This window comes from Polaromonas sp. YR568, from assembly GCF_900116715.1.
In the GTDB taxonomy this organism is placed as follows: domain Bacteria; phylum Pseudomonadota; class Gammaproteobacteria; order Burkholderiales; family Burkholderiaceae_C; genus Polaromonas.
In genome coordinates this window covers 1-13,520 of the sequence record NZ_FPBM01000007.1, presented here as the reverse complement: position 1 = coordinate 13,520, position 13,520 = coordinate 1, and the positions used below count along the sequence as shown (strand labels likewise).

Annotated in this window: 15 protein-coding genes; 8 read left to right on the top strand and 7 right to left on the bottom strand. The window is 63.3% G+C overall.

Going from position 1 to position 13,520, the window contains the following annotated elements; translation table 11 throughout:
- Position 1: 1 nt before the first annotated feature.
- Positions 2-1,423, bottom strand: a complete 1,422-nt coding sequence (locus BM408_RS15180) for an FAD-binding oxidoreductase (RefSeq protein ID WP_092130719.1) — start codon at positions 1,421-1,423, stop codon at positions 2-4.
- 15 nt (positions 1,424-1,438) lie between these two features.
- A complete protein-coding gene (locus BM408_RS15175; protein ID WP_092130718.1) occupies positions 1,439-1,822 on the bottom strand; it encodes a DUF2069 domain-containing protein in 384 nt (127 codons plus the stop codon).
- Positions 1,823-1,908: 86 nt separating this feature from the next.
- Here BM408_RS15175 and BM408_RS15170 point away from each other — a divergent pair, with 86 nt between their 5' ends.
- From BM408_RS15170 to BM408_RS15155, 5 genes are all read left to right on the top strand, one after another.
- Complete coding sequence (locus BM408_RS15170; RefSeq protein ID WP_254774837.1) at positions 1,909-3,123, top strand: YihY family inner membrane protein; 1,215 nt, start codon at positions 1,909-1,911, stop codon at positions 3,121-3,123.
- 175 nt (positions 3,124-3,298) lie between these two features.
- A complete protein-coding gene (locus BM408_RS15165; RefSeq protein WP_092130716.1) occupies positions 3,299-3,535 on the top strand; it encodes a hypothetical protein in 237 nt (78 codons plus the stop codon).
- Positions 3,536-3,693: 158 nt separating this feature from the next.
- A complete protein-coding gene (locus BM408_RS22975; RefSeq protein WP_175541809.1) occupies positions 3,694-3,852 on the top strand; it encodes a hypothetical protein in 159 nt (52 codons plus the stop codon).
- Positions 3,853-4,094: 242 nt separating this feature from the next.
- Positions 4,095-4,292, top strand: a complete 198-nt coding sequence (locus BM408_RS22780) for a DUF3606 domain-containing protein (RefSeq protein ID WP_254774836.1) — start codon at positions 4,095-4,097, stop codon at positions 4,290-4,292.
- Entirely contained in the window at positions 4,289-4,543 is a 255-nt protein-coding gene (locus tag BM408_RS15155; RefSeq protein WP_092130714.1) for a hypothetical protein, read from the top strand. Before BM408_RS22780 ends, BM408_RS15155 begins: the two co-directional genes overlap by 4 nt.
- Before the next feature lie 8 nt (positions 4,544-4,551).
- Here the strand turns inward: BM408_RS15155 and BM408_RS15150 are convergent, their stop codons facing one another.
- On the bottom strand, positions 4,552-4,917 hold the full coding sequence (locus BM408_RS15150) for an Mpo1-like protein (protein WP_092130713.1): 366 nt from the start codon (positions 4,915-4,917) through the stop codon (positions 4,552-4,554).
- A 111-nt stretch (positions 4,918-5,028) separates the two neighbouring features.
- Here BM408_RS15150 and BM408_RS15145 point away from each other — a divergent pair, with 111 nt between their 5' ends.
- A complete protein-coding gene (locus BM408_RS15145; RefSeq protein WP_092130712.1) occupies positions 5,029-5,445 on the top strand; it encodes a thioredoxin family protein in 417 nt (138 codons plus the stop codon).
- A gap of 1 nt (position 5,446) precedes the next feature.
- Here BM408_RS15145 and BM408_RS15140 read toward each other — a convergent pair whose 3' ends face one another.
- The 4 genes from BM408_RS15140 to BM408_RS15125 all read right to left on the bottom strand — a co-directional run bounded on the left by BM408_RS15140 (position 5,447) and on the right by BM408_RS15125 (position 11,035).
- Positions 5,447-6,703, bottom strand: a complete 1,257-nt coding sequence (locus tag BM408_RS15140; RefSeq protein ID WP_092130947.1) for a cytochrome P450 — start codon at positions 6,701-6,703, stop codon at positions 5,447-5,449.
- Positions 6,704-6,765: 62 nt separating this feature from the next.
- Positions 6,766-8,904 carry an acetyl-CoA hydrolase/transferase C-terminal domain-containing protein gene (locus BM408_RS15135; protein WP_092130711.1) on the bottom strand — a complete coding sequence of 713 codons (2,139 nt, stop codon included), beginning with the start codon at positions 8,902-8,904 and terminating at the stop codon, positions 6,766-6,768.
- 8 nt (positions 8,905-8,912) lie between these two features.
- A complete protein-coding gene (locus BM408_RS15130; protein ID WP_092130710.1) occupies positions 8,913-9,731 on the bottom strand; it encodes an alpha/beta fold hydrolase in 819 nt (272 codons plus the stop codon).
- A gap of 2 nt (positions 9,732-9,733) precedes the next feature.
- A complete protein-coding gene (locus BM408_RS15125; protein WP_092130709.1) occupies positions 9,734-11,035 on the bottom strand; it encodes an O-acetylhomoserine aminocarboxypropyltransferase in 1,302 nt (433 codons plus the stop codon).
- Positions 11,036-11,207: 172 nt separating this feature from the next.
- Between BM408_RS15125 and BM408_RS15120 the strand changes: the two genes are divergently transcribed.
- Together BM408_RS15120 and BM408_RS15115 are read left to right on the top strand one after the other, a co-directional pair.
- Positions 11,208-11,663, top strand: a complete 456-nt coding sequence (locus tag BM408_RS15120) for a CBS domain-containing protein (RefSeq protein WP_092130708.1) — start codon at positions 11,208-11,210, stop codon at positions 11,661-11,663.
- A 159-nt stretch (positions 11,664-11,822) separates the two neighbouring features.
- Entirely contained in the window at positions 11,823-13,025 is a 1,203-nt protein-coding gene (locus BM408_RS15115; RefSeq protein WP_371327020.1) for an MFS transporter, read from the top strand.
- The last annotated feature ends 495 nt before the right edge of the window (positions 13,026-13,520 follow it).

Here is a 13,520-nt window from a genome sequence, read left to right as displayed (position 1 = left end):
GCTACGCCTTCAGCACCCGCCCCGGGTTCATCAGGTTCTGCGGATCCAGCCCCTGCTTGATGGCGCGCATCATGTCCAGCGCCACGGGTGATTTGTGCTTGGGCAGCGTGTTGACCTTCAGGCTGCCGACACCGTGCTCGGCCGAGATTGAGCCCCGGTAGCGGTCCACCGCTTCATAAACCAGCGCATTCATCGGCGTTTCCTGTTCGTTGAGGAAACGCGCCTGGTCTTCGTTCTCCGGCGCCTGCACGTTGTAGTGCAGGTTGCCGTCGCCCAGGTGGCCGTAGACCACCATGCGCGCACCGGGAAAACGCTCGAGCAGCAGCGCATTGGTTTCAGTCACGAACTCGGGGATGCGCGACACATTGATCGAGATGTCGTGCTTGATGTTCAATCCCTCTTCGGCCTGCGCCATCGGGATGCTTTCGCGGATGTGCCACAAGGCATGCGCCTGCGCCATGCTTTCGGCGACCACCGCGTCGACCACGCAGCCCGCCTCCATGGCGGCCTCCAGCAGGCGCTCAAAGCATTCACGCGCATGGGCTTCGGACTCGTTGTCCGAATTCTCCAGCACCACGCACCAGGCGTGCTCTTGCCAGAAGGGCACACGCTGCTGCGGGAAGTGTTTGGCCACCAGGCTTAGCGCGAACTGGCCCATGACCTCAAAACCCGTCAGGCCCGAGCCCAGGTGCTGGTGCGCCAGGCCCAGCAACTCCACAGCAGCCTCTAGCGAAGGCACGGCGGCAAAAGCGGTGAGCTGGGATTTGGGCATGGGGTAAAGCTTCATGGTCGCGCCGGTAATCACGCCCAGCGTGCCTTCACTGCCGATGAAGAGGTGGCGCAGGTCGTAGCCGGTGTTGTCTTTGCGCAAGCCCGAGAGGCCGTCCCAGATTTCGCCCTGCGCGTTCACGACTTCCAGCCCCAGGCAGAGGTCGCGCGTATTGCCGTAGCGCACAACCTGGGTGCCGCCTGCGTTGGTGCCGAGGTTGCCGCCTATGGTGCAGCTGCCTTCCGAGGCCAGGCTCAGGGGAAACAGGAAACCGGCTTTTTCGCAGGCTTCCTGCAGGTTTTGCAGCACGCAGCCGGCATCCACCGTGATCGTCAGGTTGCCGGCGTCCAGCGTGCGCACTTTGTTCATGCGCGTCAGGCTGAGCACCACCTGCGTGCCGCTGGCATCCGGGGTCGAGCCCACCACCATGCCGGTATTGCCGCCTTGCGGCACGATGCTCACGCGGGCCGCGGCGCAGGCTTTGACCACAGCCGCGACTTCCGGCGTGGAGCCGGGGCGCACGACGGCCAGGGCTTTGCCGGTTTCGCGCTTGCGCCAGTCCTGTACCCAGGGCGTCAGGTCGCCGTCGGTCAGGACATTGCTGGCGCCGACGATCTGGCGCAGGGATTCGATCAGTTGGGTGTGCGTGCTCACGGTGTTCGGCTCGGGTTAGAGAGTTGATGGGGTCGCAGGGGGCTGGGCGTTTTTCAGGCGCACACGCACGTGGAGCGCGCAGGCGGCGAAGAGCGTGAGGCACAGCAGCACCTCGACAAAGGCCAGGTAGTTGCCGGGCGCGCGGTCGCTCCAGGCCCGCACCACGCCTTCGGTGAAGTACAGCCACACCAGCAGGCTGACCCAGCGGTAGGTGTACATGCGGTTTTTCAGGATGCCGGCCAGCGGAATGCACAGCGGCAAGACCTTGAGCGCCAGCAGCGAGCCGCCCGGGCGTATGGGCGCCAGCCACATCTCCCAGGCCAGGCCCAGCACGATCAGGCCCAGCAGGCTGCCTAGCGCCAGGCGGCGGGTGAAGTCGATTTGTGTTGTTTTGTTCATGTTGAGGGGAGCCAGCCCCAATTCCGGAAATTTTCCAGGAAGTTTCCGGGGAGGATCCATGGGGTGTCGGTGGCATGATACCGGGGATGAAATTTCAGCAATACCTGCAGGACCTTTTGGAGGGCCTTTCGACCTTTCCGTGGCGCCACACCGCGCTCACGCTGCGCGACCGTTTCCGCGAAGACCACATGGGCCTGACCGCCAGCAGCCTGACCTTCACCACCTCGATCGCGCTGGTGCCGTTTTTCACTGTGGCGCTGGCGATTTTTACAGCCTTCCCCATGTTCGCGAAGCTGCAGGGCGCGCTGCAGGGCTGGCTGATCCAGAGCCTGATTCCCGACAACATTGCCCGCCAGGTGCTGGGCTACCTCACGCAATTCAGCCGCCAGGCCAACAAGCTGGGCATTGCCGGCCTGGCCGTGCTGCTGGTCACGGCGATTGCGCTCATCCTCACCATAGACCGCACGCTCAACGGCATCTGGCGCGTGAAGAAGGCACGCCCGCTGACGCAGCGTGTGCTGATTTACTGGGCCGCCATCACGCTGGGCCCCTTGCTGCTGGCGGCCAGCCTGGCGGTCACGTCTTATGTGCTGTCGGCCTCGGGCGGGCTGGTGGGGGCCTTGCCGGCCAGCCTGCGGTTTTTGCTCAGCACGCTGCAGTTTTTCATTGTGGCCGGCGGCATGGCGGCGCTGTACCGCTATGTGCCCAACACCCATGTGAAATGGTCACACGCCTGGGCGGGCGGGCTGTTTGTCGCGGCCGGCATCGAGGTGGCCAAGCGCATGCTCAGCCTTTACCTGAGCGCGGTGCCCACGTATTCGATGGTGTACGGCGCTTTTGCGACCTTGCCGATTTTGCTGGTGTGGATTTATGTCTCCTGGGTCATCGTGCTGATGGGCGCGGTCATTGCCGCCTACCTGCCCAGCCTGCTGGCCGGTGTGGCGCGGCGGGGCAGTGCGCACGGCTGGTACTTCCAGCTGTCCATTGAGGTGCTGCAGCAACTGCACAAGGCGCTGGCCCTGCCGGGCCGGGGCCTCACCGCCTCGCAGCTGGCGGAGCGGCTGCAGGTCGACGGCTTGCAGCTGGAGCCGGTGCTGGAAACGCTGGTGTCGCTGGACTGGGTCGGCCAGCTCAATGAGGCTGAAGGCGAGCAGGCGGCCCGCTACCTGCTGCTGGCAGACCCGGACGCGACGCCGCTGGAGCCGCTGATGCAGGTTCTGCTGCTCGACAAGGCCGAGTCCGTGCAGAATCTATGGGAAAAAGCCCAGTGGCCCGCCATACGGCTGCGTGACGCGCTATAAAAAGAAGAGTGAATAGCTCGCTGCCCTGGCGGGCTTGATCGGGCAACCCACGCGGCGGTTCACCTGAAAAAAACCGATTTGCGATTGGGGATATGGCTTGCAAATCGCTGAGGCGCCGCAAAATAATCCGTCTCTCCTTTCCCCCTTCCCATTTTTTTATTTCGTCGCACACAAGATGCCAGAAAAATCAAATGCCCGGGAAAAGCTGGACGGCGCCATTGCCCAGGAGCGGCAGGCCCAGCGCGAAGCCCGGTACATCTATCAAAAGCTGACCGCCAAAATGTGGGCCTACCAGACCGGTAAGGGCCCGGCGCCCACCAATGAAGACTTTGAGGCGTGGAGCCAGGCGGTGGAGCAGCGTGTGAAGGTCAGGCAACTGGGTATTCGTGTCGACGGCGAGCCCGCTGCTTAGGCCTGGCTGCCTGCCGCAGTCAGACAGGCCGCACAGGCGCGTGCGGTGCCGGCGTACCCGCCAACCGCGTTGACCTCCTTACGATGAACCCAGGCTGGCCAGACAGGGCCGGCCCGGGGCTTTGCGCTCCGCCCGTCATTCATCCCGTGGAGACTTTCATGCTGAAAAAATTAATTGTGTTTGCCATCACCTCCGGCGTCGCTGCCAAGCTGTACAAGAGCTATGTCGAAAAACAGGACCAGCGGGCATCGCGCGCACCGGCCAGGCCTGCGGGTGGGGCGCAAACCAGACGCCCTGCGCAGAAGAAGCAGGCTTGAGCATCGGTCTGCGGCATGGCCGGGTTTAGAAGCTCATAAGGTGAGGTGATAAGGCTCGCGTGTAAGCGTGCCTGCCTTATTCACACGCATTCATACATGCGTGCATAGATCGTCACCTGCCTGCACGTTTCGTTGCTTTTTTCCGGCCGGGATTTCAAAAAAGCGGGCTCGATTCTTACAAGCCCGGCGTGAAGACCGCAGCAATATGTGCTGCATCCATTCACTACCTGCCGGAGAAAACCGTGACAACCGTGACATCGCCGTCCTCCCCCGTTACTGACGCACCTTTAGACAACCAGCCCATCAACGTCAATGAAGAGGCCTCCCTCAACTACTGGGTTTCCGCGCTCGATTGCAGCGAACTCGAACTGCGCGTCGCCGTGGCCGAAGTTGGCCCTTCAGTCAAAGACGTGAGCAATGAGCTGGGGCGGGTTTTATGAGCCAGTTGCCGCCTTCCATCGGGCCCGTGACGCCCACGGCGCCTGGACCGCTCGCCGTGCGTGTGAGAGAGCCTTCGATAGGCCTTTTTTATTGGGTCGTGACGCGTTTGTCGGCCGATGAACACACCGCTGACCAGCGTGTGGAGGCTTCGGACCATCCTTACCCGACGCACGAGGCTGCGATGGAAGCCGGCGCCGCCTGCCTCAAGGCCCTGAAGTCTGCAGGCTTCGAACTCCAGCCCGCTTTGTAGCCGTTTGGCTAGCCCTTGGCCTTGCGAAAGGCCTGGGCCCACATGTCCCGGTACATCACCCAGTCGCCCATAAAGCTGTAAAGCGGGCGCTTGAACGAGGCCGGCTTGTTTTTCTCAAAGCCGAAGTGGCCTATCCAGGCAAAGCCGTAGCCGCAGAGCAGGCCTGCCAGCAGCCACCAGGGGTTGCGTGTGATGACCAGAGCCGCCAGGCACAGCAGCGTGAGCGTGGAGCCCACAAAATGCATGCGGCGGCAGGTGGGGTTGCGGTGCTCCCCAAGATAAAAGGGGTAGAAGCTGGCGAAGGAGTCAAAGCTTCGCGGATCTACCGGTGTAGGGGCGGGGCCCGCCTGAGGGGCCGTTTCAGTCGCGTTCATCGTGTGTCTCCTGCTCCGGGTTGTTTGTCGTGATAGCCCCGTGTCGCTCCTCATTTTGCGGCGGTGGACATAATAGTCAATCCCCTCTGTCTCCAAGTCGACGCCCCTCACATGCCCCCTATCGCCACGCCGCAAACGGCACCTCAGACGGCACCTTCCAGCGCGCCCGGTCTTGCGGTGAACTGGGTCATCTGCCTGTGCGCTGACTGGTGCGGCCTGTGCCGCGACTACGGCCTGGTTTTTAAAGAGATGGCCGCGCGCTACCCCGGCAGCCGTTTTGCCTGGCTGGACATTGAAGACCAGGCCGATCTGGTTGGTGACATTGAAGTGGAGACCTTTCCCACACTGCTGGTGGCTGATGCGGGCGGCACCCGTTTTCTGGGGCCGCTCACGCCGCATGCGCACACCCTGTCGCGCCTGCTGGATTCGCTGGCCGAACCCGGTGCGGCCACGCCCCACCTGGCGTCAACGCAGTCGCTGCTGCAAGGCTTGCACGCGGCGCCGCAGCACTGGATAAAGCCCGCCTGAACTAGACGGAAAACGGCGCCTTCAGAAATCCCCTGAAGCGCGCACGGCCGCCGCGCGTAGGGCTGGCCGCCAGCCGGTAATCCGGAAAACGCTGCACAAAACGGCCCACCGCGATCCGGCCTTCCAGCCGCGCCAGGCTGAGCCCGGCGCACTGGTGAATGCCAAAGCCGAAGGCCAGGTGGCGGTTGTCCTGGCGCGTCAGGTCCAGCGTCTCGGCGTTCGCAAACTGCGCCGGGTCGCGGTTGGCCGCACCTATGCACAGCGTCAGCAGCGCGCCCTCGGGCAGCTCTACGCCGCCCAGCTGGCAGGCCTTGAGCGCGCGCCGGTTGCTCAGCTGGTTGGACGGCTCAAAACGCAAAAATTCATCGATTTCAACACTCAAATCTGGCTGAACCCCTTTATCAGCGGGCGCAAGCAGCTCCAGTTTTGATAGCAGGTGTTTTTTGGCCTCTGGCCACTCCTGCAACAGCACCAGGGCATTGCCGATCAGGTTGGTGGTGGTTTCATGCCCGGCGTTGAGGATGAACACGCAGTTCTGCAGCAGCTCGGTTTCGCTGAGTTTCTCGCCGGCGGCTTCGCCTTGAATAAGCCGCGTCAGCACGTCGTGCTCCGGGTCGCCCGGGTGCCGGCGTCTGTTTGCCACCAGCTCTTTGAGGTAAGCGGTGAAGTCGCGCACGCTCTGGTTGCCCAGGGTTTCCTGCTCCAGCGTGAGTTTGGGCTCCAGCGCGCCCAGAATCGCCAGTGACCAGGCGCGCAGCGGGCCCCGGTCGGTATGCGGCACGCCCAGCAAGTTGCCGATGATCTCAACTGGAATGGCCGAAGCGAAATCTTCAATCAGGTCACCGCCGCCTTTGGCGTCAATCGCGTCAAGCAGACTGTCGACCAGCGTGATCAGGCCCGGCTCCATATCGGCAATCGCACGCCGCGTGAGCGCGCCCATGATGAGCTTGCGCACCCGCGTGTGCAGCGGCGGGTCGTTGAAGACCAGACTGGTGGTGTGGTGCTCAAACAGCGCCGAACCCGCGCCGTACTTGGGCTCGAACTCCACCTTTTTGTCTGAGCTGAAGGTCTGCGCATCGCGGTACACCGCCACGATGTCGGCATGGCGCGTGAGGAAGTAGGAGCCGTCGGGCATGCGGCGTATGGGTTCGCTTTCGCGCAGCGCAGCGTACACCGGATACGGGTTGGTATAAAAGTCCGGGGGCAGGGCGCGCAGGTCAAAGCCGGCTGCGATCTCCATCGCGCGGGCGGCAGGCATGGCCGGGGTGATGGCAAAAGAGGCGAGGGGCGAAGTGGTGGTCATCGTGCAACCCTGGCTTGTTAAAGGTTTCCGGCAAACAGCTTGCGCATCACTATCTTGCGCAGGCTCGTCGCGTCGTCCAGGCCCAGTCGCTGCAAATAGGCCGGCGGCGCTTCGCGGTCCGTCCACAGGCTTTTGACCAGCATGGCCACCAGCTCGGCCGGGTGTTGGCTGGCGTGCTGCATTTGCCGCAGGGCGGCCACGATGCGCAGCTCATCTGCCGTCAGGTCGGTGCCGAAGGGGAAGTCGGGCAGCAGCGCTGAAGCATTCCACGGCTGCAGCCGCGCACGCAGCACCTCGGGCAGGTTCTGGCGGTGCTGCTCGGGTACCTCGTAATTCGCATCCAGCTTGCCGGCGGCTTTGGCTTGCGCGACAAGGTCGCCTTGAAAGCGTGAGTCCGCAATCGCGATCAACCGCTTGACGACTTCACCGTCGGGCTGGGCGCGCAGGTCGGCCACGCCGTATTCGGTGATGACCACATCACGCAGGTGGCGTGGGATGGTTTCATACGCGTAATTCCACACCAGCGTGCTGCGCACGCCCTCTTTGTGGTCGTAGGTGGAGCGCAGCATCAGGATGGAGCGCGCGTCGGGCAAGGCATGCGCCATGGCCACAAAGTTGTATTGCCCGCCCACACCTGAGACGACTTGCCCGGACTCCAGCCCGTCCGACACCGCCGCGCCCAGCAGCGTGACCATCATGGTCGTGTTCATGAAGCGGCCCTGGGTGCGCTGCGCCTGCTTGAGGCGGCTTTGGCCCTGGATCTGGTTGATGAAGTCGATGCGCGTCATGTCGATCTTCGCCAGCATCTCGGGCGGCATGCTGCGCAGATGCTCGTAGAAATCAGTGGGGCCGAGGAAGAAGCCGCCGTGCAGCACCACACCGCCCACAAGGCGTGTACCCAGCCCGCCGGCGTCTCGCAGCGCGGCGCGTACGGCAGGGTCGCCAAGCCGGTTGGCTACGCGCGTGCCGGCCACGTCGAGCGCGCCGTCTTGCGTTAACCGGACCTTGTTGCCGAGCACGCCAAAGCGTTGCAGAAAAGCCAGGTCGTCAGCGCTCAGTGTGGCGCTGATTCGCCCGGCATCGATCAGCGCGGCAAGCGTGTCGGCGCTGACTGCCAGATTCGGTACACGGCCTTCGTTGACCAGGCGCTGCAAGGCCGCATCGTCAAACACCTCGCGCCGCACAATGCCCGCTTCGATGAGCTTCAGGATGCCGTTGACGAACATTTCCGAGCAGGCATAAAGGCCTTGCTCAAAACCGCCCAGCTCGCGGCCCTGCAAGCCATTGGGGGACAGCGCCGCCATGATGCGACGGTATTCCGCGTTGTCTTTGTCCCGCACGACCAACGCCTGGGCAATGGCGTCGCCCAGCGCGCCTATGCCAATCTGCAGCGTGCCGCCGTCCGCCACCAGGCTGGCGGCGTGCAGGCCGATGGCGTAGTCGGCCGTGCCGACCTTGTTGTTGGGTGGTGCGAAGAGAATGTGCGTGGCTTCGGCGTCCGTCACCACCACGTCAAAGAAACCGGCTGGCGCCACCGCATGGTTGGGCATGAAGGGCATCTGGCGATTGACCACACCTACCTTCAGCAGCGGCTTGCCTTGCGCGGCCTGGCGTTCGGCGAGCTCAAAGGTCACGTCGGGGTTGCTGCTCAATGAGAGGGTGAGTTCGCCATTCTCTTCACGCGCGGCCACAGCCTGCGCAATCACATTCACGCCCAGCACGCCCATGTCGCGGGCGACAAAGGTGTAGTTGGTGGCGATGTAGGCCTGCTGCGCGCGCTCATTGCCGAGGTAGTCGCCGGTCTTGAGAAAAAACTCCGAGACCTCGATATGCGCCGGCAACACACCCGCGCGCAGGTCTTTCACATAGTCGAAGTCGGGGTAGTCCTTGAACACGCGCTCAACCAGCGGCGTGAGGAAGTTCTGTTCCAGCTCGCTTTTGCCCTCGGGCTTTTCCAGCGACAGCGCGGTGATGATCTTCAGGCGCCGGGGCCTGGCATCGCTGCCCATGGCCTTGATGCGGCGGTAGAGCAGGTTCACAAAGGGGTTGGGCTTGCCTATGCCCAGCGGCAGGCCGAGCACGATGTCGCCTTCGATCGCGGTGAGCACATGCTCCACCGCCTGTGCGAGCGTGGGAATGACGAGAGGGCTTGCCATGCGCTGCGTCAGGCCGGTGGGGTCTGAAGAAAGTCGCGGATGGCGAACAGCGTGGCCTCCGGCGTCTCACTCATCTGGTGGTGGCCCACCGGCAGGCTGGCGATGCCGACTTTTTTGCCGCTCTCCCGTGCCTTGCCGATCAAACCCTGCGCCGCCTTGGGCATCGTCATCTGGTCTTGCGCGCCCAGCACAAACAGCACCGGGCAGCTGATCTGGCTGATGGCTGATTCGCCATTGGCGTAGCTGTCGCAGGCCTTGAAGCCGCGGTGGAACACATTGACTTTGGTATTGCTGGCCAGCACGCGCCGGCCCAGCGCCATGCTGGCGCCGTGCACCCAGCTGCCTGCCCCCAGCGGAGGCGCCAGCGTGCTGCGTGAAAACACATTGACCATATTCAGCGCCTTCATCGGCTCGTTAAGTGCCGCGTCGAGCAAAGCCTGCGACACCTTCATCGGGAAGGCGGTGCCGACCAGCACCAGGTGGCTCACGCGCTCTTTCAGCCGCGAAGCCGCCTCCAGTGCGATCAGCGAACCCCAGCTATGGCCGACCAGCGCGGTGCGCTGCACGCCCGCCGCGCCCAGCAGCGCGGCGACAAAGTCCGCGGCTTCTTCCACCGAAGAGGGCGCTTCGCCTGCGCTTTTGCAATGCCCGGGCAGGTCGACTGCCAGCACGTTCCAGCCGTGGTTGGCCAGGTAGCGGGTCTGCAAAATCCACACACTGTGGTCGTTCAGCACGCCGTGGATAAACACCGCCGTGGGCTTGGCGGCGTCAAAAGGTTTGCCGCCGGTGTAGCAATAGGTTTTGTGGCCGTTGACGTCGAGGTACATGTTTATGCCCCCGCCTTTTCAGCCGCCTTGAGGGCGCGCTTCAGGTCGTCGATCAAATCGTCCGGATCTTCCAGCCCGATCGATAGCCGTATCGTGCCCTGCGTGATGCCGGCGCCAGACAGCGCCTCGTCGGTCATGCGGAAATGCGTGGTGCTGGCCGGGTGGATCACCAGGCTGCGGCAGTCGCCCACATTGGCCAGATGGCTGAAGACCTTGAGCGCTTCGATAAAGGCTTTGCCTTGCTCGCGGTTGCCCTTGATGTCAAAGCTGAAGACCGAACCCGCGCCGCGCGGCAGCAGCTTTTTGGCCAGCGCATGGCTGCTGTGGGTTTCAAGCAGCGGATGGCCCACGCGCCCCACCAGCGGGTGGCTGGCCAGAAATTCCACCACCTTTTCGGTGTTGCCCATGTGCCGCGCCATACGCAGCGGCAGGGTTTCAATGCCTTGCAAAATCAGCCAGGCGGTGTGCGGGCTCATGCAGGCGCCGAAGTCGCGCAGGCCCTCGCGCCGCGCGCGCAGCAAAAAGGCGCCCACGGTGCTTTCCTCGCTGAAAACCATGTTGTGAAAGCCGTCATAGGCCTCGGTCAGCTCTGCGAATTTGCCGGACTTTTCCCAGTCAAAGCTACCGCCATCCACCACGATGCCGCCAATGACAGTGCCGTGACCACTCAAAAATTTGGTGGCCGAGTGGTAGACCAGGTCGGCGCCGTGCTCAAAGGGCTTGATCAGCCAGGGCGAGGTGAGGGTGGAGTCCACCAGCAGCGGTACGCCGGCCTTGTGGGCGATGCCGGAAACCGCCTCGATGTCCAGCACGTCCAGCCCGGGGTTGCCCACGGTTTCGCCAAAAAACAGCTTGGTGTTGGGCCGCACGGCAGCACGCCAACCCTCCAGGTCGCCGGGTTTGACAAAGGTGGTGTCTATGCCGAAGCGGCGCATCGTGTAGTGCAGCAGGTTCTGGCTGCCGCCGTAAAGCGCTGTCGAGGCCACGATGTGCGAGCCCGCACCCATCAGCGTGGCGATGGCCAGGTGCAGCGCCGCCTGCCCGCTGGCGGTGGCAATCGCGCCTATGCCGCCTTCCAGGGCCGACACCCGCTGCTCCAGCACCGCGTTGGTCGGGTTGCTGATGCGCGAATAGACGTGGCCCGCGCGCTCGAGGTTAAAGAGGCTGGCCGCGTGGTCGCTGGACTCGAAGACAAAAGACGTCGTCAGGTGAATCGGCACGGCGCGCGCGCCGGTGGCCGGGTCGGGCGCGGCGCCGGCGTGCAGCGCCAGGGTGTCGAAGCCGGGGTCTGAGTAACCGGGCATGGGTTTGTCTCCAGTCAGAAAAAAGTGGCGGTGCGCCGGGAAATCGCCAGAACCCGAACAGATTCTTGCAACCAGCCGTTTGATTGTGGGCTATATTTAAACTGAATTCCCTGTTGCCGCGCCGCGGTGGGACAATGAGGGGCATGCTGGCAGCACAACCGAGGAGACGGCCATGAAGGTTCTAGACATACTGCGCGTTAAGGGCAACACGCTTTACACCGTCCAGCCTGACGAACCCCTTTCCAAGGCGGCCCAGATCATGGCCGAAAAAGACATCGGCTCGCTGGTGGTCATGGAACACGGCGACCTGGTCGGCATGCTGACCTTCCGCGAAGTGATCGTCTGCATCGTCAAAAACGGCGGCGAAATCGGAACAACCCTGGTACGTACCGCCATGGACGACCACCCGCTCACCTGCACCTCTGAAACCGAGCTCGACGAAGTGCGCCGCATGATGCTGGACCGCCATGCGCGCTACATGCCCGTGATGAACCAGAAAATCATGATGGGTGTGATCAGCTTCTATGACGTCGCCAAGGCCGTGGTCGACAGCCAGAACTTTGAAAACAAGATGCTCAAGGCCTACATCCGCGACTGGCCGGAAGAAGACGCCGCCGACCGCGGCTGAAGACAGGCGCACTGACCGGTTTGGCGGGTTTAGGCATAAAAACCGCCGATAGACCAGGCAGGACGGGCGTAAGCTGCTATTAAAAAATAGCTTTCACAACAATACACGGGTGCGCAGTACACCCGCCCCGCCCGCAGGCGGGCTGCCATGGGAGCCGGGGTGAGCGATTACAACAACAGCGGCACCAGCGCCATTAGCGCCAAAGGCCTGCTGTTTTACGCCTCCCTGTTCTTCTCCAGGCTCGCCGACCAGATTCTTTTGTTCCTGGTGCCTCTTGTGGTGTTTGAAACCACCGGCAGCGTCGCCTGGTCAGGCATTGCCTTCACGCTGGAGACGCTGCCGCGCTTTTTGTCGTTTCCCATCTGCGGCGCGCTGTGCGACCGGGTGTCGCCCCTCAAGCTGCTGCGCATCAGCCAGCTGTTCCGCGCGCTGGTCTGCCTGGCCGGTGTGGTGGCGTTTCAGTGGGCGGGCGGTGTCGGCTGGCTGATTGCGCTGTCGGCCGTCTGCGGTGTGCTGACGACCCAGGGCCTGATGGCCCGCGAGGTCATGCTGCCGCAAATCTTCCGGCAGCACCGCTTTGAGAAAGTGCTGGCCCACGCGCAGATCGCAGACCAGCTCGGCATGGTGCTGGGGCCCTTGCTGGCCTCACTGCTGTTGCGCTGGATGCCCTGGCCCATGGTCGTCGGCGCCACGGCGGGCTTTTTCCTCATCGCCGACGGCGCCGTCACCCTGTGGCAACGACAAAACGTCGTCACCCTGGCCGCACCCGAGCCCGCTCCCGGCCACTGGGCCGCGCCCATACGCACCGCGTTTGCGCAGGTGCTGCGCCTGCCGGGTTTGAAGCAGGTGATCGCGCTGGCGGCCGGCGTCAACCTCGTCATCGGTGTCACGCTGGCCACCTCGGCCGCCATGGTGACCGGCCTGCTCCAGCGCTCAGCCGGCGACTACGCCGTGCTGCAAACCGCCGGCGCCATCGCCACCGTCATCATCCTGCTCTTCATCGCGCGCACCGCGTTGCCGCTGCCCACGCTGGGCCTGGTGTCTTACAGCGTGATGCTGGCCGGCGGCTTGCTCACCGGGCTGGCCGGCAACTTCTGGGTGTACATCGTTGGCTTCTTGCTGGTGATTGGCTTTGACAAGATGTTCAATGTCTACATCCGTAGCCTGCGGCAAAAACTCATTCCTCCGCGCGACTTGGGCAAGACGACTGGTGTGATCGTGATGCTGAACAATCTGTCGCAGCCGCTGGCGGGGATGCTGGTGGGGGTGTTTGCCGGGGTGATGGAGGGGCGCGGGGTGATTTTGGGTTTGGTGGGGGTGATGGGGTTGATTGGGGTTGTTGTTGCCTGGAGGGGGCGGTGAGGCTGGTCTTGCTCCGGCGGCCTGCCCTCTGCTGAATCCTGCTGGCCGGGGTTGCCCGGCGGCAACTCACTTTTCTTTGCTTCGCCAAAGAAAAGTAAGCAAAAGAAAGGCGACCCTACTGTCTGCGTCCCTTCGCTTCGCTGCGGGCAACCTGCGGTGCTCGGTTCAGGCGGGGTCTCGCTCGAACTCGCCTTCGGCTCAGACAATCGCGATCCCTGATCCGCCTGAACCTGCGCTCCTCGGCGCAGACAGAAGGGGTGGAGACAGAAATACCAATACCGAATACCAAACAGCCGAAGACAGAAACCCGAATACCAGAAGAAACAAGGACTCGCCGTGGCGAGTCCTTGTTGGTATTTGTCCCCGTTCCCGTTCCCGATTGCCCCGTCCTGGCTGGGCCGAGGAGCGCAGAGACAAGCGGATCAGGGCAAAAACTTGTTTGAGCGCAGCGAGTTGTTTTTGACCCCGCTTGGCTCGAGCACCGCAGGTTGCCCG